At 73.5% G+C, this 23,697-nt stretch carries 19 protein-coding genes; 9 read left to right on the top strand and 10 right to left on the bottom strand.

Annotation, left to right across the window (positions count from 1 at the left end):
* Nucleotides 1–65: 65 nt before the first annotated feature.
* A complete protein-coding gene (locus tag AMK16_RS18785) occupies nucleotides 66–845 on the bottom strand; it encodes a carbon-nitrogen family hydrolase (RefSeq protein WP_073917088.1) in 780 nt (259 codons plus the stop codon).
* A gap of 157 nt (nucleotides 846–1,002) precedes the next feature.
* On the opposite strand from AMK16_RS18785, the gene AMK16_RS18780 reads away from it, so the two are divergent.
* Nucleotides 1,003–1,827: a maleylpyruvate isomerase family mycothiol-dependent enzyme gene (locus AMK16_RS18780; RefSeq protein WP_073917085.1), complete on the top strand. Its 825-nt coding sequence runs from the start codon at nucleotides 1,003–1,005 to the stop codon at nucleotides 1,825–1,827.
* A 16-nt stretch (nucleotides 1,828–1,843) separates the two neighbouring features.
* On the opposite strand, the gene AMK16_RS18775 is transcribed toward AMK16_RS18780, so the two are convergent.
* From AMK16_RS18775 to AMK16_RS18765, 3 genes are all read right to left on the bottom strand, one after another.
* Nucleotides 1,844–3,199 (bottom strand): MFS transporter, encoded by a 1,356-nt coding sequence (locus AMK16_RS18775; RefSeq protein ID WP_073917083.1) that lies wholly within the window; start codon nucleotides 3,197–3,199, stop codon nucleotides 1,844–1,846.
* Nucleotides 3,196–3,879 (bottom strand): GntR family transcriptional regulator, encoded by a 684-nt coding sequence (locus AMK16_RS18770; protein WP_073917760.1) that lies wholly within the window; start codon nucleotides 3,877–3,879, stop codon nucleotides 3,196–3,198. Before AMK16_RS18770 ends, AMK16_RS18775 begins: the two co-directional genes overlap by 4 nt.
* An 88-nt stretch (nucleotides 3,880–3,967) precedes the next feature.
* Entirely contained in the window at nucleotides 3,968–5,938 is a 1,971-nt protein-coding gene (locus AMK16_RS18765; RefSeq protein WP_073917080.1) for a C1 family peptidase, read from the bottom strand.
* 347 nt (nucleotides 5,939–6,285) lie between these two features.
* On the opposite strand from AMK16_RS18765, the gene AMK16_RS18760 reads away from it, so the two are divergent.
* Nucleotides 6,286–7,491 carry a DUF1266 domain-containing protein gene (locus AMK16_RS18760; protein ID WP_073917077.1) on the top strand — a complete coding sequence of 402 codons (1,206 nt, stop codon included), beginning with the start codon at nucleotides 6,286–6,288 and terminating at the stop codon, nucleotides 7,489–7,491.
* A 54-nt stretch (nucleotides 7,492–7,545) separates the two neighbouring features.
* Here the strand turns inward: AMK16_RS18760 and AMK16_RS18755 are convergent, their stop codons facing one another.
* The 5 genes from AMK16_RS18755 to pdhA all read right to left on the bottom strand — a co-directional run bounded on the left by AMK16_RS18755 (nucleotide 7,546) and on the right by pdhA (nucleotide 12,772).
* Entirely contained in the window at nucleotides 7,546–8,310 is a 765-nt protein-coding gene (locus tag AMK16_RS18755) for a hypothetical protein (RefSeq protein ID WP_073917074.1), read from the bottom strand.
* A gap of 43 nt (nucleotides 8,311–8,353) precedes the next feature.
* Entirely contained in the window at nucleotides 8,354–8,995 is a 642-nt protein-coding gene (locus tag AMK16_RS18750; protein WP_242438788.1) for a GNAT family N-acetyltransferase, read from the bottom strand.
* A gap of 123 nt (nucleotides 8,996–9,118) precedes the next feature.
* A complete protein-coding gene (locus tag AMK16_RS18745; RefSeq protein ID WP_073917758.1) occupies nucleotides 9,119–10,543 on the bottom strand; it encodes a dihydrolipoamide acetyltransferase family protein in 1,425 nt (474 codons plus the stop codon).
* Between the two features lie 31 nt (nucleotides 10,544–10,574).
* Nucleotides 10,575–11,555 carry an alpha-ketoacid dehydrogenase subunit beta gene (locus tag AMK16_RS18740; RefSeq protein WP_073917071.1) on the bottom strand — a complete coding sequence of 327 codons (981 nt, stop codon included), beginning with the start codon at nucleotides 11,553–11,555 and terminating at the stop codon, nucleotides 10,575–10,577.
* The gene (pdhA, locus tag AMK16_RS18735; protein ID WP_073917068.1) at nucleotides 11,555–12,772 is read right to left on the bottom strand and encodes a pyruvate dehydrogenase (acetyl-transferring) E1 component subunit alpha; all 1,218 of its coding nucleotides are present in this window, start codon (nucleotides 12,770–12,772) and stop codon (nucleotides 11,555–11,557) included. The genes AMK16_RS18740 and pdhA overlap by 1 nt, the downstream gene beginning before the upstream one ends.
* 325 nt (nucleotides 12,773–13,097) lie before the next feature.
* Between pdhA and AMK16_RS18730 the strand changes: the two genes are divergently transcribed.
* Nucleotides 13,098–13,757 (top strand): response regulator, encoded by a 660-nt coding sequence (locus AMK16_RS18730; RefSeq protein WP_073917065.1) that lies wholly within the window; start codon nucleotides 13,098–13,100, stop codon nucleotides 13,755–13,757.
* 169 nt (nucleotides 13,758–13,926) lie between these two features.
* Here AMK16_RS18730 and AMK16_RS18725 read toward each other — a convergent pair whose 3' ends face one another.
* Complete coding sequence (locus tag AMK16_RS18725) at nucleotides 13,927–15,528, bottom strand: protein kinase domain-containing protein (protein WP_073917062.1); 1,602 nt, start codon at nucleotides 15,526–15,528, stop codon at nucleotides 13,927–13,929.
* Nucleotides 15,529–15,757: 229 nt separating this feature from the next.
* On the opposite strand from AMK16_RS18725, the gene AMK16_RS18720 reads away from it, so the two are divergent.
* The 6 genes from AMK16_RS18720 (at nucleotide 15,758) to AMK16_RS18695 (ending at nucleotide 23,644) form a co-directional block, all read left to right on the top strand.
* Nucleotides 15,758–17,446 (top strand): protein kinase domain-containing protein, encoded by a 1,689-nt coding sequence (locus AMK16_RS18720; protein ID WP_073917059.1) that lies wholly within the window; start codon nucleotides 15,758–15,760, stop codon nucleotides 17,444–17,446.
* Between the two features lie 267 nt (nucleotides 17,447–17,713).
* A complete protein-coding gene (locus tag AMK16_RS36240; RefSeq protein WP_073917056.1) occupies nucleotides 17,714–18,406 on the top strand; it encodes a hypothetical protein in 693 nt (230 codons plus the stop codon).
* A 165-nt stretch (nucleotides 18,407–18,571) separates the two neighbouring features.
* Nucleotides 18,572–19,276 (top strand): PadR family transcriptional regulator, encoded by a 705-nt coding sequence (locus tag AMK16_RS18710; RefSeq protein ID WP_073917053.1) that lies wholly within the window; start codon nucleotides 18,572–18,574, stop codon nucleotides 19,274–19,276.
* Nucleotides 19,277–19,300: 24 nt separating this feature from the next.
* The gene (locus tag AMK16_RS18705; protein WP_073917051.1) at nucleotides 19,301–20,047 is read left to right on the top strand and encodes an ABC transporter ATP-binding protein; all 747 of its coding nucleotides are present in this window, start codon (nucleotides 19,301–19,303) and stop codon (nucleotides 20,045–20,047) included.
* A gap of 101 nt (nucleotides 20,048–20,148) precedes the next feature.
* A complete protein-coding gene (locus AMK16_RS18700) occupies nucleotides 20,149–22,905 on the top strand; it encodes an ABC transporter permease (RefSeq protein ID WP_079191601.1) in 2,757 nt (918 codons plus the stop codon).
* Nucleotides 22,906–23,104: 199 nt separating this feature from the next.
* Nucleotides 23,105–23,644, top strand: coding sequence for a bacterial proteasome activator family protein (locus AMK16_RS18695; RefSeq protein WP_073917045.1), 540 nt, complete (start codon nucleotides 23,105–23,107; stop codon nucleotides 23,642–23,644).
* Nucleotides 23,645–23,697: the final 53 nt, after the last annotated feature.

The raw sequence follows: 23,697 nt of genomic DNA, 5'->3' as shown, positions 1-23,697 counted from the left end.
CGCCGGACGGCGGTCTGCGGTCGACAGTCGGTGGTCTGCGGTCGGTGGTCTGCGGGTCGATACGGCTAGCGGCCCAGGCGGCGGTCCTTGAGGGCCGGGAACTGGGCGCGGGTCTCCGGGACCTTGGCCGGGTCGAGGTCGACCGTGAGGACGGCCTCGTCCGGGCCGGCCTCTGCCAGGACCTCGCCCCACGGGTCCACCACCAGGCTGTGCCCCGCCTGTTCGACGCCCGCGTGGGTGCCGGCCAGCCCGCACGCCAGGACGTACGACTGGTCCTCCACGGCGCGCGCCCTGCTGAGCAGGGTCCAGTGCGACCGTCGCCGCGCCGGCCAGCCGGCGGCGACGACCATCGTGGTGGCGCCCGCATCGACCAGGCCGCGGAACAGCTCGGGGAAGCGCAGGTCGTAGCAGGTGGCCAGGCCCAGCGTCTGCTCGGGCAGCGCCACCGTGGTCAGGGACTCGCCGGCCGACATCAGGACCGCCTCGCCCTGGTCGAAGCCGAACCGGTGGATCTTGCGGTAGCTGGCGGCCAGCTCGCCCGCCGGGGACAGCACCAGGGCGGTGTTGTACAGCGAGCCGTCGCCCGCGCGCTCCACGACCGACCCCGCGTGCAGCCAGACCCCGGCGTCGCGGGCGGCCTTGGACATGGCCTCGTACGTCGGGCCGTCCAGCGGCTCCGCCTCGGTCTCGAACTGCTCGTAGGCGAAGGCCCCGATCGTCCACAGCTCCGGCAGGACCACGAGGTCGGAGCCGGCCTGCTCCCGTACGAGGTCGGCCGCCCGGGAGCGCCGGGCGGACACCGACTCGCCCTCATTCACAGCGATTTGGATCAACGAGGCGCGCACAGTACCACCGTCCTGGCTTTCCAGCCGTCAACTCGGGCCTACGATCGTCACACGAAAGCACTGCCGGGGTGCTCACCGGCAGCGTAGTTTTGGAAACCGAGTCCGACTTCCATAGCTTCCGAAAACGCGCCACTGAACAGCACCGCGAGGGGTCCCGTTGACCGTCCATCCCAGCCTTCAGCCCTATGCCGACGCGTGGACGCACTCCATCGAGGCGATATCCGAGCTCGTCCTGCCCCTGGCGGAGGGCGAGTGGAACAGGGCGACGCCGTGCCCGGGCTGGTCGGTCCGTGACGTCGTGTCACACATCATCGGTATCGAGTGCGAGCAGCTCGGCGACCCCAGGCCGATCCACACCGTGGCCCGGGACCTGCGGCACGTGGTGGACGAGTTCAGCCGGTACATGGAAGTGCAGGTCGACGTACGGCGCCACCACACCGCGCCGGAGATGACCTCGGAGCTGGAGTACACGATCATCCGCCGTTCCCGGCAGCTGCGGAACGAGAAGCGGGATCCGGCCGCGATGGTGCGCGGCCCGGTGGGCGACCCGGTGACGCTGGAACAGGCGTGGCGGCTGCGGGCCTTCGACGTGTGGATCCACGAGCAGGACCTGCGCCACGCGCTCGGCGCGCCCGGGAACTGGGACTCCCCGGCGGCGTTCGTGGCGCGCGACGTCCTCCTCTCCGGGCTGCCGAAGGTGGTCGCGAAACTGGCGGGCGCGCCGGCGAACTCGGCGGTCGTGCTCGACGTGCACGGCCCGGTGGAGTTCATGCGGACGGTACGGGTCGACGCGGCGGGCCGGGGGACGCTGGACAAGGCGCCGTCGCTGGGGCCGGCCGTGACCCTGACGACGGACTGGGAGACGTACGTGCGCCTGGCCGCCGGGCGGGTACGGGCGCACGCCGTCGCCGACCGGGTGAAGGTGGAGGGCGACGCGGAACTGGCGGACGCCATCCTGACCCGGTTCGCCGTGACGCCGTAGCGGGCGCCGCCCGCGCCTACACGGCGGCGCGGTCGAAGCGGCCCGGCTCCTGCCGGGCACCCTCCGCCGCCGGGACCGGGACGGGGCGTTCGCGTTCGCGGGCCAGTGCGCGGGGGCGCAGGCGCAGGATCTGGACGATGCCGGCCGCTTCCAGGACGAACACCGTCGAGAAGGCGATGCGGTAGTTGTCGCCGGTGGCGTCCAGCAGGATGCCCACGGCCAGCAGGGTGGTCATCGAGGCGATGAAGCCGCCCATGTTGGTGATGCCGGAGGCGGTGCCCTGGCGCTCGGGCGGGTTGGCGGGGCGGGCGAAGTCGAAGCCGATCATCGAGGCCGGACCGCAGGAGCCCAGCACCAGGCACAGGGTGACCAGCAGCCGCAGCGGCGCGTGCGCGCCCGGGTAGAGCAGGACCGACGCCCAGAGCAGGGCGGTCAGGCCGACGGTGCCCACAACCAGCGGGATCCGCGCGGACTGGCTGCGGCCGACGATCTGGCCGTAGGCGAGGCCGAGCGTCATGTGCGAGACGACCACCAGCGTCAGCAGGCCGCCCGCGGCGGTCCGTGACAGCCCCTGCGCCTCGACGAGGTACGGCATCCCCCACAGCAGCAGGAAGACCATCGCCGGGAACTGCGTGGTGAAGTGCACCCACAGGCCGAGCCGGGTGCCCGGTTCGCTCCACGATTCCCGGATCTGGCGCCGGACGAAGCCGCCCGCACGGGCGGCGCCGCCGTCCGCCGCGGTCGCCGCGGCGGCCGGTTCCGGGCGCGGTTCGTACCCCTCCGGGTGGTCCCGCAGGAACAGCACCAGCGGCACCAGGACGACGAGGCCCGCCACGGCGCTCCCCGCGAAGGCGGGCACCCAGCCCACCCCGTGCAGGACGGGCGCGAGGACCAGCGTCGAGACGAGGTTGCCCGCCATCCCGACCAGGCCCGCGAGCTGCGCCACCAGCGGACCGCGCCGGGCCGGGAACCACCGGGTGCCGAGCCGCAGCACCGAGATGAAGGTCATGGCGTCGCCGCAGCCCAGCAGGGCCCGGGCGGCCAGTGCCATCCCGTAGGAGGGCGAGAGCGCGAATCCGATCTGCCCCACGGTGAAGAGCACGGCGCCCAGCGTCAGCACCTTCTTGGTGCCGAGCCGGTCCACCATCAGGCCCACCGGTATCTGCATCCCCGCGTACACCAGCAGTTGGAGCAACGAGAAGGTCGCCAGCGCCGAGGCGCCGACGTGGAAGCGGTCGGCGGCGTCCAGACCGGCCACGCCCAGGCTGGTCCGGAAGATCACCGCGACGAAGTAGACGGCGACGCCGATGCCCCAGACGGCGACGGCCCTGCGCCCGCCGGGCGGGTCCTTCGGGATCGGGGGGACGCTCACCGGCCCGGCCCCCGCACCAGCGAGTCGACCCGGCCGATGTGCCCGCGCACCGCCGCGGCCGCCGCCTCCGCGTCCCCGGCCCGCAGCGCGTCCAGGATCCCGGCGTGTTCGGCCAGTGTCCGCTCCAGCCGGTCGGGGTGGGCGTGCAGCAGGGCCACGCCCATCCGCAGCTGGCGGTCGCGGAGCTGGTCGTAGAGGCGGCACAGGATCTGGTTGCCGGCGTGGCGCACGATCTCGGCGTGGAAGGCCCGGTCGGCGGCCGTCATCGCGGCGAGGTCGCCCTCGGCGGCGTGCCGGCGCTGCTCCCCGAGCAGGCCGGCCAGCCGCTCCAGCAGCCCGGGCGGGGCGGGTACGGCCCGGCGCACGGTGAACTCCTCGACCAGCAGCCGGGTTTCGAGCACGTCGGCGATCTCCTGCGCGGAGACCGGGAGCACCAGGGCGCCCTTCTTCGGGTACAGCTTCAGCAGCCCCTCGGTCTCCAGGCGCAGCAGCGCCTCGCGGACCGGCGTGCGGGAGACGCCCACGGCTCCGGCGAGTTCCCCCTCGGTGAGCAGGACGCCACCCTCGTAGCGGCGCTCCAGCACACCCTGCTTGACGTGCCGGTAGACGCGATCGGCGGCGGTCACGGCGGCGGAGGGGCCGGGAGCGGGAGCGGGGCCGGCGGAGGTGACGGATGGCATGCGCACAGCATAGATACAAGACAGGTGCAAGCCACGGCCCGTCCGGGATGTGGACGACGACGACCGGTCCCGGGCGTGGCCCACCGGTTCAGGCGGGGCCGATCACCGCCCCCTCGTGCCAGCCTCCGCCTCCCCCGGACCCGTCCGGTGAGGGGGAACCGCGCCAGTAGTGCTGGAGCAGGCGGTCGGTGCGCAGGACGACGACTTCCAGGTTGAACCCGAAGCTTCCCTGGAGCATCCCGGTGACCGCGAGGACGTCCCGTCCGAAGACGGCGCCGCGGCTCCAAGCCGAGCCGGACGAACCGCTCCGCCACCAGTGCTCGACGCGGCCGCCGGCGACGGCCACGCACAGCTCGTAGTTCCCGGCGGTGTCCTCGTCCGCGGCCCCGTACTGGCCCTCGATCAGGCAGGGCGCGCAGACTGCGCCTTCGCCGAAGACCTCCCCGGCGCGCCAGACGAAGCCGTTCGCGTCGTCCCGGGTCCACCGCTGCATCCGGCCGTCGGCGCGGGCGGCGACGAGGTCGAGACGGCGGCCGCGGGTCTGGACGAGGGCGGGCCCGTAGTGGGCGATGCCGGAGGCGAAGCGCCCGCCGTCGTTCCAGCTCCAGGGGGCGCCGTTGATCCGCCACCAGTGGTTCAGCCGCCCGTCCGCGGTCCGTACGACCACCTCGAAGTTGCCCGGCCTGCCGTAGTCGCTCTGGATGAAGGCCGGGGTCGAGCCGACGGCCGCGTCCCCGGGACCGAAGACACCGCCGTCCCGCCAGACGCCGGCGGACTGCTCGTAGTACCAGTGGCGCAGCCGGCCGCCGGTGGTCACGTGCAGGGACTCCATGTTCCGGTTGTAGGTGCTGCCGGTGAAGGCGGGTTGGCCCGACGCGTCGTGGGCGAAGGTGCCCGCGCGGGCCCACGCGAAGGGGGCCTCGCCCTCGCGCCACCAGTGCTGCAGGCGGCCCCCTCCGGCGCGCGCGAGCAGCTCGAAGTTGCGGTGGGCGCGGCCGTTGCCGCTCTCGTAGACGTTGCCCGTGTGCAGACGGCGCTTGCTCCACGGGTCGACGTCGGTGCCGTACAGGCCGTACTTCGCCCACTGGTCGATGCCGGCCTCGCCGTAGGCGATGCGTCCGTAGCCGCCGACGTGGTGGGCCGTCCCCCAGGAGTTCTTGAACAGCCAGCAGCCGGCCGCGTCGTCGTACCCGACGACCAGCACGCAGTGTCCGCCCGCGCGCCGGCCGCCCGTACGGTGGTAGACCCCGGCCCCCAGGCCGAAGAAGTCGTCGTAGACGTCGAAGCAGGCGGTCAGCGGGCCGACCGTGTCCAGCCAGACCTTCTGCTGCTCGACGTCCCCGAGCCGGACGTAGTCCGTGATCCGCACCGTCCGGCCCGACCGGTCCCAGCTGGGCGTGCGCGCGGACCGCCAGGCGTCGCGCCGGGCGGCGGGCAGACCGGCGGGCGGGACGCCGTACGGGCGGCAGTCCGGGTCGGCGAGGCCGCCGTTGGTCCTGATCCAGTCGAGCGCCGTCACGGGGTCGCCGCCCTGCCCGCAGGCGCACCGCAGACCGTCGTACACGTCCCCCTCGGAGCGCTCGGCCCAGACGTCGTGCTCGATGCGGGCCATGGACTCGACGAGACCGGCGGCGGCGAAGACCCAGCAGGAGCCGCAGGGGTTCTGGTCCTTCACCCTGGTGATCCACGGCCATCCCCAGCGGCTGCGCCAGTCGACGGCGGCGGGCCGCGCGGTGGCGGGAGCGGCGGCGCGGGCGGCGGCGGCACGGGCGGCGGCCGGCGGGGCGGACCGCGGCGCCCGCGCGGGGCCCGGCAGCAGGCCGTGCGCGGCCCGGCGCCGGTCCAGGTGCGGGTTGCCGCTGGGCCGCCCGACGAGGGCCCGCAGGTCCACGGGGCCCACCTCGTCGGCGCGCGCCAGGTGCGCCCCCGGCTCCAGACCGAGGGCGGGCCGCGGCACCGGCTCCTCGTCGGCCAGGTGTTCGAGGACCGACCACCGCGCCCCGTACTGCGCGAGACGCGCCCGCAGTTCCCCCGCCGTCTGGACGGTTCCCTCCGGCATGGCGGCCCCCCAGCTGCAACCGTTCGGATCCCGGAGCGGGCAGCCTCCCTCCCGCCCCGGGGGCGGTCAAGGGGGGCGGTACGGTCGCGCGGGGGCACGGGGGGGCTCGTCCGGGGTGCCGGCCGGGCACGGGAGCGGGGACAGCCCGGGAGCCCGGGGCGCGGACCTGCGGGAGACTCCCGGGGGCCGGGCGGGGACCGGATCGGGGACGGCCCGGCGGCCCGGGCGGGGATCGGCCCGGCGGCCCGGGCGGGGATCGGGGTGGGGGGCCGGGGCGGGGACGGCCCGGTGGCCGGGGCGGGGATCGGGGTGGGGGGCCGGGGCGGGGGTCCCGATAGGGTTTCGGCATGGGGACCTGGATCGCGCCGAGTGCCGTGGAGAGAGAGCTGTGCGAGGCGAAGGCCGCCGGCGACTGGGCCGCGTACCTCGACACCCTCGCCCGCGCCCAGATCTTCGTGGCGCAGCCCCGGGTGCAGGCCGATGCCGATCCCGACGCCCTGCGCTTCTACCCCACCCCCCAGCGCGCCCTGGTCGTGCACACCGCGGGCATGCTGCCCGCCCCCACCCCCGAGACGGTCTTCGAGTCCCAGAGCCTCGCCTGGTTCGCCAAGGTGTGGACTCCCGCCGATCCCGCCTTCCTCGCCGTGAACCCCGGGTCCCCCGCCGAGGCGTTCCTCACCACCACCCCCGCCGACCTGGCCCGCTGGCGCGCGCACGCCCGGGCCGCGCCGGGCTACGGCCTGCCCGCGGGCGCGGTCCACGCCCTGTTCACCGGTGGCCCGCTGCACGGGGACATCGCCCACGGCCTCGCGGTCGGCGCCCATCTCGCCGTGACGAACGGGGAGTTCTGGAACGCCCTGGCCTACCACGGCAGCGGCTACCACCACGAGCGCCGCCGCCTGCGCTCGTCGTGGGACATCACCGACCGGCCCGGCTGGCTCGCCACCCTGGAGGATCTGCTCGGCGCCCGGATGGTCAGCCCCGTGTGGGAGTACGCGCTGCGCGTCCGCCGCGTCCTCGCCTCCGACTTCGCCGGGCCCGTGGACACCGAGCACTGGCGGCACGCCGCGGAGGCGGGCCTGCGCCGCAACGCCGAACGCTCCGCCGAGCCGCAGCTGACCCCCGACGGGGTGACCGTCGCGCAACCGCGCCCCGCCGCCGAGGTGGAGGGCGAGATCACCGGCGTCAAACGGCTCATCGGCCGCATCGCGCGCTACGAGCAGCGCTTCCGGGCCGACGGCGTGCTCCCCGAGGACGGCTGGGTCCGCTCGGTCGAGGCCTGGGACCACGGCCGCGCCTCCCAGATGGCCCGTTGGGGCCTCGGCACCCGCTTCGGCACCCTCCACGAGGCCGAGAAGGCGGTCCTGCGCGCGGGCGAGGCCGCCCGGCAGACCTACCGCTCCTGGGCGGACTTCTCCGCCGGGTACGTCCTCGGCCGGTGCCTCCACTTCGACGAGGAGGAGTTCGGCGAGTGGTACAGGAGCGCCCTCCGCGCCCACCTGACGCTGACCACCGACCCCGCCAGTCCCTGGCTCAACATCCCCTGGAAGTGACCGGGCCCGGCCGGGCGGTGCGCACCGGGCACACCGCCTAAGGCGGGACAGCCCTTAGGGCAGCTGCGGCCGGACCGCCGACCAGGCGTCGAGCGCCTCCGCGAGGGGGTCGGCGTCCGGGAGGTGGGGGCGTACGAGGTCCAGCGGGCGGAGCAGGTTCTTGATGCGGCGCAGGTGCAGGATCCGAGGCCGCGGCAGGTCGCGCCAGGCGCGGGCCTGCGCCGCGGCCGCCTCCGGGGCCAGGTCGATGAGCGCCAGCGCCTCCCGGCACACGGCGGCCGGATCACCGCCGCGCCCGGGGCCGAACCGCTGCACCATGCAGGCGCGCAGCGCGGCCAGTTCGGCCCCGCGGGCCAGGTCGGGCATCTGCTCCGCCCGCGCGCAGCGGTACGTCGCGGCCAGCGCCACCCTTCCCCAGCGCAGCCGGACCCCCTCGGGCAGCCGGTCGTCCTGCATCCGTCCGACGGCCAGGATGCGCAGGGTCCGCGGATGCGGTTCGTCCCGCAGGGGCGGATCGCCCGCCAGCCAGTCCTCCAGCTCCTCCAGCGCGTGCCCGTCCGGCGGCACCGAGGTCAGCACCTGCCCCCGGCTGAGCAGCGCGACCACGGCGCCGGTCAGGTGGACCCGCGCCGTGTGCCCGGCGGTGAGGCAGGCGGCGGTGCGCCCGTACCGCTCGATCCGGCGCAGCCCCAGCCTCAGGCCGCCCACCGCGTAGACCTGCCCGGCGCGCGCCGTCCCGCCGACGCACCGGACCACGCACACGCCGCCCGTGACGTCGGCCTCCTCCACGCGGTACACCTGAAGTTCGGCGATGGACACCCCTGCCCCCTTCCCCGGGCGGGAGGCTACCGCGCCGCGGTGCTCACGTGCCGTCCGATTCGAGGACGAGGCGGATCTCGGTGACCTCGTAGCCGGCCCGGTCGAAGGCGGCGGCCATGGGGAGGTTGACGGTGTCCGTGGTCGCGGTGACGCGTTCGGCACCCGCGGCCGCGTGGAAACGGGTGATCTCGGCCAGCACCTCGTCGATCAGGCCCCGGCCGCGCAGTTCGGGTACGACCCCCAGGTAGCCGACGTTGCGGTGGTAGGGGGTCGCGGAGGGGATCGCCATGCCCGCCAGAGTTCCGTCGGGGAGGTGGGCCAGCCGCCACCAGGACCGCTCGCCCGGGCAGCCGAGGTAGAAGTCGAAGTCCGCGCGGGCGAGCTCCTCGGCGTCCATCAGCCGCAGTTCGTCGCGGGTCGCGACGTCGAGGCTGCCGGTGGAGAGCCGGGCGAAGACGTCGAGGAACTCCTCGTCGGTGCCTTCTCGGAAGACCAGCCGCCCGGTGGGCGGGGCCGTGCCGGCGGCCGGGGTCCACTCGTAGCGCAGGCGCTCGATCTCGCGGGTCAGGCCGGCCCGGTGCGCCGCCTCCCGCCGCCAGGCGACCCGGTCAGGGCGGGGACGGGGCCGTCGGCCGGGTAGGCGGCGGCGCGGTCCACGTCGGAGGGGGCGGCGGTGGCAGGACACAAGCGCATCCGATGATGATCACACCGGGCGGCCTGCCTGACCACCGTTTTCGGCGGTGCCCCCAGCCCGACGGCCGGCCTCCCGGGGAGAGGCCGGCCGTCGCCAGGGTGTACCGGTGGTCCGCTACGACCAGGTGATCAGGCGGCGGGGGTGTTCCAGCACCGCCGCGATGTCGGCCAGGAAGCGGGAACCGAGCTCACCGTCGATGAGGCGGTGGTCGAACGACAGCGCCAGGGTGGTGACCTGCCGGGGCTTCACCTTGCCCTTGTGGACCCAGGGCTGGAGCTTGATTGCACCGACCGCGAGGATCGCGGACTCGCCCGGGTTCAGGATGGGCGTACCGGTGTCGACGCCGAAGACGCCGACGTTGGTGATGGTGAGGGTGCCGTTCTGCATGTCCGCCGGGGAGGTCTTGCCGTCGCGGGCCGTGGCGACCAGCGAGGACAGGGCCTGCGACAGCTCGGGCAGCGTCTTGGCGTGGGCGTCCTTGATGTTCGGGACGATCAGCCCGCGCGGGGTGGCCGCCGCGATGCCCAGGTTGACGTAGTGCTTGAGCACGATCTCTTGGGCCGCCTCGTCCCAGGAGGCGTTGACCTCCGGGTTGCGGCGGACGGCGACCAGCACCGCCTTGGCGATGAGCAGCAGCGGGTTGACGCGCAGTCCCGCCAGGTCCGGGTCGGCCTTGAGCTCCTGCACCAGCTTCATCGTGCGCGTCACGTCGAAGGTGACGAACTCGGTGACGTGCGGCGCGGTGAAGGCCGAGCCGACCATGGCCTGGGCGGTGACCTTGCGGACGCCCTTGACCGGGATGCGGGTCTCGCGCGCACCCGCCTCGGCCGGAGCCTGGGCGGCAACGGGCGCCGCCACGGCCGGGGCGGGCGCCTGCGCGGCGGGCGCGGGCGCGGCCTGCGGGGCGATCGCCGCGGCGGCCGCGGCGTGCACGTCCTCCCGGGTCACGACCCCGCCCTCGCCGGTGGGGACCACCGCGGCCAGGTCGATGCCGAGGTCCTTGGCGAGCTTGCGCACCGGGGGCTTGGCCAGGGGCCGGGCGTCCGGCTCGGCCGGAGCCTGCGCCGGGACGGCGGCGGGTGTGGCCGTGCCGTTCTGCGCGGCCGGTGCCGCAGCGGCTGCCCCGGCCCGCACGGCCGGAGCCGACGTGCCGTTCTGCGCGGACGCCGGAGCGGCCTTGCGCGGCCGGCGCTTCGTGGAGGCTTCGGAGACCCCGTAGCCGACGAGCACGGGCTGGCGCGCGGCGGCCGGGGCCGAAGCGGCCGCGGCGGCCTCCTCGGCGGCCGGCACCGCCTCCTGGACCGCAGCGTCGTCGTCGGCCCCCGTCCGGACCGAAATGATCACCTGGCCGACGTCGACCGTGGTGCCCTCCTCGAACAGGAGCGCGTGCACGGTGCCGTCGAAGGGGATCGGCAGCTCCACGGCCGCCTTGGCCGTCTCGACCTCGCAGACGACCTGGCCGTCGGTGACCGTGTCACCCGGCTGGACGTACCACTTGAGGATCTCGGCCTCGGTGAGGCCCTCGCCCACATCGGGCATCTTGAATTCGCGGATCGTCACAGGGCTCTCCTCAGTACGCCAGCGAGCGGTCGACGGCGTCGAGCACCCTGTCCAGGCCCGGCAGGTACTCGTCCTCCAGGCGGGCCGGCGGGTACGGGGCGTGGAAACCGCCCACGCGCAGCACCGGCGCCTCCAGGTGGTAGAAGCACCGCTCCGTGATGCGGGCGGCGATCTCCGAGCCCACCCCCAGGAACACCGGCGCCTCGTGGACGACGACGAGCCTGCGGGTCTTCTCCACCGACGCCTGGATCGCGTCGAAGTCGACCGGGGACATCGACCGCAGGTCGACGACCTCCACCGACTTGCCCTCCTCGGCGGCCGCGGCCGCCGCCTCCAGGCAGACCTTCACCATCGGACCGTAGGCGGCCAGCGTGATGTCGGAGCCCTCGCGCGCCACCCGCGCCGAGTGCAGCGCGTGGGGGATGGCCTCGACGTCGACCTCGCCCTTGTCCCAGTAGCGGCGCTTCGGCTCGAAGAAGATCACCGGGTCGTCGCTGAGGATCGCCTGCTGGAGCATCCAGTACGCGTCGCTCGCATTCGACGGCGAGACCACCTTCAGGCCCGCCACGTGCGCGAACAGCGCCTCGGGGGACTCGCTGTGGTGCTCGACCGCCCCGATGCCGCCCGCGTAGGGGATGCGCACGACGACCGGCATCTTGATCTTGCCCAGCGACCGCGCGTGCATCTTCGCGAGCTGCGTGACGATCTGGTCGTAGGCCGGGAAGACGAACCCGTCGAACTGGATCTCCACGACCGGCCGGTAGCCGCGCAGCGCGAGCCCGATCGCCGTGCCGACGATGCCCGACTCGGCGAGCGGGGTGTCGATGACCCGCTCCTCGCCGAAGTCCTTCTGCAGGCCGTCGGTGATCCGGAAGACGCCGCCCAGCTTGCCGACGTCCTCACCCATGATCAGGACCTTGGGGTCCGTCTCCAGGGCCTTGCGCAGCGACTCGTTGAGCGCCTTCGCGATCGACATCTTCTCGACAGCCATCAGTGACCCTCCTCGGCCGGCTCGAAGGACGCGAGGTAGGCGGCGAACTGGGCGCGCTCCTCGTCGACGAGCGCGTGCCCGTCCGCGTAGACGTTCTCGAAGATCGCCATGGTGTCCGGGTCGGGCATGGCGCGCACGACCTCGCGCACCCGCTTGCCCAGCGCCTCGCTCTCCGCCTCCAGCTCCGCGAAGAAGCCCTCGTCGGCGCCGCCACTGGCCAGCAGGTGGGTCTTCAGGCGCAGGATCGGGTCCTTGGCCTCCCAGGCCGCCGTCTCCTCGTCGCGCCGGTACTTCGTCGGGTCGTCGGAGGTGGTGTGCGCGCCCATCCGGTACGTGAACGCCTCGACCAGGGTCGGGCCCTCGCCGCGGCGGGCCCGGTCCAGGGCCCAGCGGGTCACGGCCAGGCAGGCCAGCACGTCGTTGCCGTCGACGCGGACGCCCGGGAAGCCGAAGCCCTGCGCGCGCTGGTAGAGCGGCACGCGCATCTGGCGCTCGGTGGGCTCGGAGATCGCCCACTGGTTGTTCTGGCAGAAGAACACCACGGGGGAGTTGTAGACGGCCGAGAAGGTGAACGCCTCGGCGACGTCGCCCTGGCTGGACGCGCCGTCGCCGAAGTAGGCGATGACCGCGGAGTCGGCGCCGTCCTTGGCCACGCCCATCGCGTAACCGGTCGCGTGGAGCGTCTGCGAGCCGATGACGATGGTGTAGAGGTGGAAGTTGTTGATGGTGGGGTCCCAGCCACCGTGGTTCACACCGCGGAACATGCCGAGCAGGTTGGTCGGGTCGACCCCGCGGCACCAGGCCACGCCGTGCTCGCGGTAGGTCGGGAAGACGTAGTCCTCGTCGTTCAGGGCCCGGCCGGAGCCGATCTGAGCGGCCTCCTGGCCGAGGAGCGAGGCCCACAGGCCCAGCTCTCCCTGACGCTGCAGGGCGGTCGCCTCGCCGTCGAAACGGCGGGTGAGGACCATGTCGCGGTACAGCCCGCGCAGGTCCTCGGTGGTGATGTCGGCGACGAAGGGCGCGAATTGCGCAAGGTCGGCGTTGTCGTCGACCCCGACCCGTTCCCCTTCGGGCGTCAGCAGCTGTACCAGCTGGGGTTCGGCGTCCTGCGTCTGCGCGGTGGCAGCGGCGGTCTTGCGGGCGCTCGCCGCGCCTGCCGCCCGCTTGGTGCCGCTGCTGCGTCGCGGCTTGCGCGCGGCAGTGCTCTCCACGGTCACGTGTGCTCCTCCGTCGGTCCGGCACCCGGGTTCTCCGGGGTCCAGTGCGGCTCACCTGACTCCGTACCCGTGCACGGGGTGGGTGCGCGGCGCGTACGGGATCCAGGCGTGACAGGTGCCCCGGCGAGTGCCCTGCGCAATGCACGTTACCCAGTGCGCCGCATAACTGCGAAACCCCGTTTGACCTGCGATTTTGCTTGGATTTCCAAGTAAATCCGCGGAAGCGGGAACAACCACTGGTCACAGCCTTGCAGGGGGCCGGAACAACGGCACGTTATCCCGGGTAACTCCGGCAGGGAAGGGGTGAGTGTGTGAAACTGACTTCGTGCGCGAAGACGGAAAAATCAAGGTATTCCTCCTGGACGACCACGAAGTGGTACGCCGGGGCGTTCACGAGCTTTTGTCGGTCGAAGAGGACATCGAGATCGTCGGCGAAGCCGGTACCGCCGCCGACGCGCTGGTCCGCATCCCCGCCACCCGCCCCGACGTGGCGGTCCTCGACGTGCGCCTGCCGGACGGCAGCGGGGTGGAGGTGTGCCGCGAGGTGCGCTCCGGGAACGAGGACATCAAGTGCCTCATGCTGACGTCCTTCGCCGACGACGAGGCGCTGTTCGACGCGATCATGGCCGGTGCCTCGGGTTACGTCCTCAAGGCGATCCGGGGGAACGAGCTGCTCAGCGCCGTGCGTGAGGTCGCCGTCGGCAAGTCGCTGCTGGATCCCGTCGCGACCGCGCGCGTCCTGGAACGGCTGCGGGACGGCAAGAGCGGCAGGGGCGACGACCGCCTGTCCCACCTCACCGAGCAGGAGCGCAAGATCCTCGACCTGATCGGCGAGGGCCTGACCAACCGCGTCATCGGCGAGCGGCTGCACCTGGCGGAGAAGACCATCAAGAACTACGTCTCCAGCCTGCTCTCCAAACTGGGCATGGAGCGCCGCTCCCAGGCCGCCGCCTACGTGGCCCGGCTGCAGGCCGAGCGGCGCTGACCGCGGCAGGGCCCGTCCTGGCCGGCCGGGGGCCGGCTTCCGCGGTGGAATTCCGGGGCGCCGCCGCTCCGGCCGGTCCATTCACCGGAAAACCGCCCGAATGGCCGAACCGGCCACCGCCGAACCGGAGCTTTTCGGTCCCGTCCCGCATTCCGGGGATCTCCCCGCGTCACTCCTCGGACGTACCGGCGCCACCGCCGCCGCCCGTTTCGGAGCTCGGCTTGGGCGACGGAGACGCCTGGGACTTCGACGGCGAGGGCGAGGCGCTCTTCGACGGGGTGGGCGAGGAAGAGGCCGACGCCGAGGCCGAGGCGGACGCCGAAGCCGAAGCCGAAGGGCTGTAGCTCTGATTCCTGCTGCGGGTCGGCGCGGGCTGGGTGTTCTCGCTGAGCGAGGGGGTGTTCTCCGGGCTGGGCTGGGACGGGGTGTGGTCCTGGCTCGCGGGGGCGCTGGGCTGCCCGCCCGGGGAACTCTGGACGACGCCCGGCGTCTTGTCCTTGGTACCGCCGCCACCGCCCACCTGCTTGACGGCGTAGGCCACGCCGCCCGCGACCGCGATGATCGCGAGGATGGCGAACAGCCACATCTTCCACCGGCTGCGCCCGCGGTCCTCGTACCCGTCGTAGCCGCCGCCCTGACCGCCCTGGCCGCTGCCGCCGCCGCCGGGGAAGGCGGAGCCGTCGTCAGGGTTCAGCGCCGGCACCATCGGCCGCTGGAACTGCGAGGTCGTGGAGTTGGCGGGGTACGCCTGCTGGCCGCCGGTCCCGCCCAGGGGCATGGCCGTGGTGGCGGCCCCGCCCCGGCCGTGCGGCAGGGCCATGCTGACCGGGCCGGTGTTCCAGGTACCGGAGTTCGGCCCCTGGTCGTGCAGCATCTGGAGCGCGTACTGGACCAGCCCGCGCATCTCCTCGGCGCTCTGGAAGCGGTCGTCCGGGTCCTTGGCCAGCGACCGCATCACCAGGCCGTCGAGCTCCTGCGGGATGTGGTGGCCCTCCGGCAGCTGCGAGGGCGGCACGGGGGCGTCCTGGACGTGCTGGTAGACCACCGACAGCGGCGTCTCGCCGGTGAACGGGGGCCGCAGCGCGAGCAGTTCGTACAGCAGACAGCCGGTCGCGTACAGGTCGGAGCGGTGGTCCACGGCCTTGCCGAGGGCCTGCTCGGGCGACAGGTACTGCGGGGTGCCCATGACCATGCCGGTCTGGGTCATCGTCGACTGGACGCCGTGCAGGGCGCGGGCGATGCCGAAGTCCATCACCTTGACCGCGCCGGTCTCGGTGATGATGACGTTCGCCGGCTTGATGTCGCGGTGCACGATGCCGTGCTGGTGCGAGTAGGCAAGGGCTTCGAGCACGCCCGAGGTGATGATGAGCGCCTGCTCGGGGCCCGGGGCCTCGGCGCTGAGCAGCAGTTCGCGGATGGTGCGGCCCTCGACCAGCTCCATCACGATGTAGGGGACGGTGGTGGGGCCGACCCGGTCCTCGCCGGAGTCGTACACGGCGACGACGGCATGGTGGTTGAGCCCGGCCACGGACTGGGCCTCGCGCGTGAACCGCGCCTTGGAGACCGGGTCCTCGGCCAGGTCGGCGCGCAGCAGCTTCACGGCCACGGTGCGGCCCAGGCGCACGTCCTCGGCGGCGAACACCTCGGCCATGCCGCCACGGCCCAGCCGGTGGGTCAGCCGGTAACGGCCGTCTCCCACCAGGCCGCCGGCGCCCCAGTGCGAAGGGTCCTCGGCCATCCCGGCGCCGCCTGCCTCGGGTTCGGGTGCCATCAGTCCTCGCCGTCGTCTCTCTCGGCCGCCGCTCAGCGGTGTCCTCTGCTCTGGTGCTCCGGTGAACGCTACAGCCTCGCAACCGGTCACCGTTCGGACAAGGGCCCTCTGAGACCGACTGGTCACGGAACGGGCACCCGGCTTGACGTGTGCTTGCCCTCCGGCAGACTGGGCGCGACATGCGCTCAGCCAGACGCGTAGGGACACATCCCGAGGGGAAGCAACAGTCATGAGCCAGGACGGCACTCAGGGCCAGTACGCGGGCGGCTCTTTGGCCGGTGGCCGTTACCAGCTAAGGGACTTGCTCGGTGCGGGCGGCATGGCCTCCGTGTACCTGGCGTACGACTCGGCGCTCGACCGGCAGGTCGCCATCAAGACGTTGCACAGCGATCTGGGACGCGAACAGTCCTTCCGCGAGCGGTTCCGCCGCGAGGCGCAGGCTGTGGCCAAACTGTCGCACACGAACATCGTCTCGGTATTCGATACGGGCGAGGGCGAAGTCACCTTCGCCGGCTCCGCCCGGGGCGACGCGCCGGTCATGCCGTACATCGTCATGGAGTACGTGGAGGGCCAGCCGCTCGGCTCGGCGCTCGACGCGGACGTCCGGCAGTACGGGGCGATGCCTGCGGACAAGGCGCTGAAGGTGACGGCCGACGTGCTGGCCGCGCTGGAGACCAGCCATGAGATGGGGCTGGTCCACCGCGACATCAAGCCCGGCAACGTCATGATCACCAAGCGTGGCGTCGTCAAGGTGATGGACTTCGGCATCGCCCGCGCCATGCAGTCGGGGGTCACCTCGATGACGCAGACCGGCATGGTCGTCGGTACCCCGCAGTACCTGTCGCCCGAGCAGGCGCTGGGGCGCGCGGTCGACGCCCGCTCCGACCTGTACTCCGTCGGCATCATGCTCTTCCAGCTGCTGACGGGGCGGATCCCCTTCGACGCCGACTCCCCGCTGGCCATCGCCTACGCCCACGTCCAGGAGGAGCCGGTCGCCCCGTCCTCCATCAACCGGTCCGTGACCCCCGCGATGGACGCGCTGGTGGCGCGGGCCCTGAAGAAGAACCCGAACGAGCGCTTCCCCTCCGCCGCGGCGATGGGTGACGAGGTCGCGCGGGTGCTGGGCTCCGGGCACACCGGGGCGCCGGTCATCGTCCAGGGGGCCGGGCCGGGCAGCAGCGGGGCGGGGGTGGCCTCGGCCGTGTTCCCGCCGGTGGACTCCGCCTTCCAGGCGCCGCAGTCGGTGCAGCAGCCGTACCAGGCTCCGCACGCTCCCACGCCGTCCCCGTACGCGCCGGCGCCCTCCCCGCAGTCCCAGCACCAGGGGCAGCCGCAGCACCACGCGCAGGGCGGGTACGCCTACCCGCACACCCCGCCGCCGCAGCAGCAGTACGGGACCCAGACCCCGCCGCCGTACACGATCTCGGCGGCGGCCCCGCAGAGCGGGTCCGGGGGCGGCGCCTCGGGCGGCAGGAAGAACAGGCCGGTGGTCGTGGGCGCGATCGCGGTGGCGCTGCTGGCGGTCGGTGGTCTGATCGCCGCGCTCACGATGAACGACGACGACAAGGGCGGGAACACGGCGGGCCCCTCGAACCCGAGTTCCTCGGCGGGCGGCACGGCCAAGGCCGGGTACAAGGGCCCCGACACCTCGCGCACCATCGACCCGGCCAAGTGCAAGGAGCCGGTGAAGCACTTCAGCACCGCGGGCAAGTACCAGGCGCCGGACCTGCGGTACAAGAACCTGCTGTCCGTGAAGACGTGCATCCAGGCCTCCGGCGGCAAGTACAAGATCGTTGAGAAGGACGAGGCCGTGTACGGCAAGGACACCGTCCTCGAACAGATCCCGCGCCCCGACGACGCGATCGACAAGGAAGGCACGGAGTACACGCTGACCGTCTCGACGGGCAATCCGGAGTAGCGGCGTCCCGGCGGTCACGGCCGCGGCGGATCCCCGGCGGTCACGGCCGGGGTGATTTCCGACGGCCACGGCTGTGGCTGTGGACGTGGACGTCACGGTCGCCGACGGGCACAGCCATCGGCCCGGTCCCTCCCACCATGACGCACCGGCATCCCGGGCACTCCGATGGAGCGCCCGGGATGCCCATTTTGTCCCCTTGTGCAAATCTGAGCGCACATCTCTGATCCGGCAGGGGATCTGGGTCGTTCGGTACGGGAGGGGCACCCAGTGGTCCGATGCTTCCACCCGTCGCCGTGGCTGGCCCGCGCCGCACTGGCCGCCGCCGCGCTCACGGTCGCGGCCCCCGCCCCCGCTCCCGCGCACGCCGGGCCGCTCACCTTCGGCGCGTTCGCCCCACCCGCGTCGGCGGCCGCTCCGCTCGCCCCCGCCGGACCCCTCCCCGCCGGACCCCTCCCCGCCGCGCCGCGGGACGACGTACCGGAGGAGGACCAGACGCTGGCCGGCAGCGCCGCCGGGGTGGGGCGGGAGCGGCCGGGCAGGCCCGTCACCGAGCCCGCGAACCCGGAGGTGGCGGTGGCCGCCCGCCCCCTGCCCCTCCGGCCGCCCGCCGATCCGCAGGCACCGGCGCAGCCGCGGCCGCCCCTCGCGCTGCCGCCGCCGCACCAGGTCCGGCCGGCCCGGCCGACGGCCCCGAGCGCCGCCCCCGTCCCCCGCGCGCCCTCCGCTCCGAGCGCACCGAGGGCACCGACCGGGCCGACCGGGCCGACCGATCCGACTGGGCCGAGCGCACCGGGCGGGCCGACCGAGCCGATCCCGCCGGGCTCCGTCAACGCCCTCGGCACCGGACGCAACGAGCGGGCCGCCGACCTGGCCGCGCACATCCTGCCGCTGGGCACCGGATTCGCCCTGATGGGGCTGGGTCTGGGCTACCTCGGCATACGACTGCGCAAGGGTCTCTAGTCCGGTGGCCGGAGAGGTTCACCGGGTCGCGGCGCCCGACCCGGCACACCCTTCCGGCCACAGCACTGCAACCACCCGACGACCCGCCCGGCAGCCCCGTCCCCCTTCCGGCGTACGCCTGGAGAGGGTTGCCGCCTATCGACATACTCGGTATACATACTCGGTATGTCGATCCGTCACGGGCTACTCGCCCTGCTGGAACGGGGCCCTCGGTACGGCTCCCAGCTGCGCACCGAGTTCGAATCCCGCACCGGCTCCACCTGGCCGCTCAACGTCGGGCAGGTCTACACCACGCTCGCCCGCCTCGAACGCGACGGCCTGGTCGCCCCCGGCGGCGAGGACGCCGCCGGGCACACCCTCTACGCCATCACCGATGACGGACGCGCCGAACTGCACCAGTGGTACGAGCGCCCCGTCGACCGCGCCCACCCGCCCCGTGACGAGCTGTCCATCAAGCTCGCCATGGCCGTGGGCGCCCCCGGCGTGGACATCCGCGCCGTCATCCAGGCCCAACGGCACGCCACCATCAAGGCGATGCAGGACTACACCCGGCTCAAGGCCACGGCGCTCGCCGCGGTCGAGAGCGGGCAGTCCCGCGAACGCGACGACGTGGCCTGGCTGCTGGTCCTCGAACAGCTGATCTTCCAGACCGAGGCCGAGGCCCGCTGGCTCGACCACTGCGAATCCCGGCTGGTACGGCTCTCCCTGCCGGCCGACCGGAGAGCCACCGAGCCCGCAGCGCCCCAGGCCGCCGACGGCGGGGACCCGGACCATCCCGCCGTCCCCACCACCACCCCGGCTCCGGCCCCCGCTTCTGTCCCGGCCACCGCCACCGCCCGGCCCCGCACCGCCCGCATGCGGCGGAGCTGAACCACCGTCCCAGGGGGGACCCTCATGCCTGACCAGCGCCAGTCCCAGCGCCCCGTACTGCAGTTGGACCGCCTCGTGCGCACCCACGGCAGCGGCGCCACCGAGGTCCACGCCCTGCGCGGCATCGACCTCTCCGTCTTCCCCGGCGAACTCGTCGCCGTCATGGGCCCGTCCGGCTCCGGGAAATCCACCCTGCTCACCCTGGCCGGGGGCCTCGACACCCCGAGCAGCGGCCGCGTGATCGTGGAGGGCACCGACATCACCACGGCCGGCCGCAAGCAGCTGGCCGCACTGCGCCGGCGCAGCATCGGCTACGTCTTCCAGGACTACAACCTGATACCGGCCCTCACCGCCGCCGAGAACGTGGCCCTGCCCCTGGAGCTCGACGGCACCTCCGCCCGCAAGGCCCGCTCCTGCGCCCTCGGCGCGCTGGAGGAGATGGGCCTGGGCGGGCTCGCCGACCGCTTCCCAGACGAGATGTCCGGCGGCCAGCAGCAGCGGGTGGCCATCGCCCGCGCCCTCGTGGGCGACCGCCGCCTGGTCCTCGCCGACGAACCCACCGGCGCGCTCGACTCCGAGACCGGGGAGTCCGTCCTCGCCCTGCTGCGCTCCCGCTGCGACGCGGGCGCGGCCGGGATCCTCGTCACCCACGAACCCCGGTTCGCCGCCTGGGCGGACCGCGTGGTCTTCCTGCGCGACGGCAGCGTGGTCGACGAGACCCTGCGCAGCCACGCCGACTCCCTCCTCGCGGGTGGGGCGGCCAACCAGTGAGCCTCCCGTTCCAAGGCTGGTACCACTCCTGGGTCGCCGCCCTGCGGATCGCCCGCCGCGATGCATGGCGCGCCAAGGGCCGCAGCGCCCTCGTCCTCGCGATGATCGCCCTGCCGATCATCGGGGTGAGCGCCGCCGACCTGACCTTCCGCAGCGCCGAGCTCTCCACCGGGCAGCGCCTGACCCGGGAGCTGGGCAGCGCCGACGCGCTGCTGGACTCCTCGCACCTGGGCACGGCCGTCTACCAGGACCCCACGGCCGAGAACACCGTGCCCGTCGGCGGCTACGACGCCTACGACCCGTCCAAGGCGAAGGACGTGCCCCCCGACGCATTCGTGTCGGCGATCCCGCCGGGCGCGCAGTCCCTCAAGAACAGCGAGGCCCGTCTCAAGGTCCACACCGCGCACGGTCTGCTCGGCATCGGCGTCCGGGAACTGGACGCGCACAGCCCGCTGGCGACGGGCATGTTCACCCTCCTGCGCGGGCGCCTGCCCGAGGGCGCGGGCGAGGTCATGGCCACCCGTGCCTTCCTGGAGCACTCCGGCCTCTTCGTCGGCTCGTCGCTCACGCCGCGCGGCAGCGCCGTCTCCTACAGGATCGTCGGGGCGTACGAACTGCCCTCCGACCTGAAGACGGACCAGGTCGTGGCCCCGCCGGGGACGCTGTTCGGCGCACTCGACGAGGCGCTGGAGTCCGCAGGAGCGCCCGGCGTCCGGCCCCAGGACTCCTACCTGGTCAAGGTCGGCGGCGCCGGTTTCACGTGGAACATGGTCAAGGCGGCCAACACCCAGGGCGTGACCGTCATCTCCCGCGCCGTCCTGCTCGACCCGCCGGCCGACTCCGAGGTGCCGCTCTACCAGCAGGAGTCCAAGGACCGGCTCAGCCTCTCCTCCGGCACCCGGCCCATCGAGATGGTGGTCCTGGCCACCGTCGTCGGCCTCGCCATGCTGGAGATCTGCCTCCTCGCCGGACCGGCCTTCGCGGTGGGCGCCCGCCGCTCGCGCCGCCAGCTGGGCCTGGTCGGCGCCAACGGGGGCGACCGGCGCCACATCCGCTCCATCGTGCTCTCCGGGGGCCTGGTCATCGGTGCCACGGCCGCCGTCCTCGGCACCGCCGTCGGCGTGGCGCTCACCATCGGACTGCGGCCGGTACTGGAGGACTTCCTCGGCAAGCGCTTCGGTGGCTTCGAGGTGCGGCCGCTGGAACTGGCCGGCATCGCGCTGCTCGCCGTCGTGACCGGCCTGCTGGCCGCGATCGTCCCGGCGGTCACCGCCTCCCGGCAGACCGTCCTTGCCTCGCTGACCGGCCGGCGCGGGGTCCGCAGGGCCAACCGGGTGCTGCCCCTCGTCGGCCTGGCCGCCGTCGCGGGCGGCGCGGCCATCGCCCTGTACGGCACCACCTCGCGGATGGGCTCCACCGTGGTGGCGGGCGGCAGCGCCCTCGCCGAGCTCGGCATCGTCGCCCTCACCCCCGTCCTGGTCGGCCTCTTCGGCCGGCTCGGACGCCGGCTGCCGCTGTCGCCGCGGCTCGCGCTGCGCGACGCCGTGCGCAACCGCGGCCGTACGGCCCCGGCCGTCGCCGCGGTCCTGGCCGCCGTCGCCGGCACCGTCGCGGTGGCCACGTACGAACAGAGCCGGGACGTCCAGAACCGGCATGAGTACGTCGCCGAGCTCCCGCGCGGAACGGGGCTGATGCAGGCCACCGAGAACAGCGCTCACAAGGAGGTGCCCGCCCTGCGCGAGGCCCTCTCCAAGGAGATCCCGGTGGCGCAGCGGGCCGATGTGGACCGGATCGTCGTCGGCAAGCCGGGCTGCGCGTCGTACTCCACCGAACCCGGCTGCGGGCGGGCCGTGATCATCACGCCCAAAGAACAGCGGTGCCCGCTCTTCGAGGCCCCCAACGGCCCCGCCTCCTTCTCTCCCGAGCAGGCCAGGGCGCTGCGCTCCGACCCGCGCTGCAAGCTGAGCGAGCACGGGGCGCAGTACGACACGGTGGTGGCGGACGAGAAGCTCCTCGCGGTGCTGGCGGTGACGGACCCCGGCTCCGTGTCCGCCCTCAAGGACGGCCGGCCCGTCTCCTTCGACAAGCGCAACGTGAAGGACGGCAGGGTCACCCTGCGGATCGTCACGGACGCGCAGGCGGCCGACACGGCGGCCGGGAAGAGGGAGGATCCGCCGGGTCAGGACAAGGTGCTGGCCGTCCACCAGGCGCCCGACTCCGTCGAGGGCTGGGGACTCCAGCTGGTCCTGCCGCCCGCCGCGGTGAAGTCCGCCGGGCTGGCCACCGCCCCCTACGGCTCGTACTTCACCCTCGACGGGAGCGTCGGCACCGAGCAGAAGCAGCGGATGGAAGGCGCGATCGACCGGATGGGCGTGGAAGCCTCCCTGACCATCGAGGCGGGCTACCAGGGCACGGCCGACCTGTCCATGATCGTCCTGACCGTCTTCGCCGGCCTGGTCACCGTGGGCGCGGCCGGCATCGCCACCGGGCTCGCCCAGGCCGACGCCGAGGCCGACCTCAAGACGCTGGCAGCGGTCGGGGCGGCCCCGCGGGTACGGCGCACGCTGAGCGGCTTCCAGTGCGCGGTGGTCGCCATGATGGGCGTCGTACTGGGCTCGGCCGCCGGCATCCTGCCCGCGGTCGGCCTGCGCCTGGTCCAGCGCCGGGAGCTGGAGCACCTCTACGCGTCGGGCGCCGCGATGGGGTACCAGCCGGAGGGCCTCGTGCCGTACGTGCCGATCTCCGTGCCGTGGGACACCCTGGGCGCGCTGCTGATCGCCGTACCGCTGGGCGCGGGGCTGCTGGCGGCCCTGGTGACCCGCTCGGGCGGGGCGCTCGCGCGGCGGGCGGCCGGGTAGCGGGTGCGGTCCGGCGGCGGGGCAGCGGGTGCGGTCCGGCCGCCGGACCGCACCCGGCCCGCCGCGGCTCCGTCGCGACCGGCCGCCCCGGCGGCCCGGCTTGGTGCACACGGAGTAACGCGGCGCCTGCGCACAGGGTGGATCACGCCTGTACGGGGGCACACCGTGTGAGTACGAAGGTGTACGAGACAATGACGGCATGGAGATGCCGAGGAGTGAACGGTCGCAGGACAGCCCCCCGCACGTCCTGATCGTGGGACAGGACGGGACGGCCGTCGGCGGCGCCGATGACGAGTCGCGCGAGGTCCCGGTGACGGAGATGGTCGAACAGCCCGCCAAGGTCATGCGCATCGGAAGCATGATCAAGCAACTCCTGGAAGAGGTACGCGCAGCGCCTCTCGACGAGGCGAGCCGGGTCCGGCTCAAGGACATCCACGCCGCCTCCGTGAAGGAGCTGGAGGACGGCCTGGCCCCCGAGCTCGTGGAGGAACTGGAGCGCCTGTCCCTCCCGTTCACCGAGGAGGCCATCCCCTCCGAGGCCGAACTGCGTATCGCACAGGCGCAGTTGGTGGGCTGGCTCGAAGGCCTTTTCCACGGCATCCAGACGGCCCTGTTCGCGCAGCAGATGGCGGCTCGGGCGCAGCTTGAGCAGATGCGCCGCGCCCTCCCGCCCGGCTCCTCGCACGAGGACGACGAGGACGGCGGACACGGAGCGATCCGCTCCGGCCCGTACCTCTGACCACCCGCGATCCCCTGCTGGTCGGCAGGATGAAGGCGGGCCCGGTACACGCC

Source organism: Streptomyces sp. CB00455, from assembly GCF_001905445.1.
In the GTDB taxonomy this organism is placed as follows: domain Bacteria; phylum Actinomycetota; class Actinomycetes; order Streptomycetales; family Streptomycetaceae; genus Streptomyces.
Note: the sequence above shows the minus strand (reverse complement) of the source record. Positions and strands in the feature narration are given on the sequence as shown.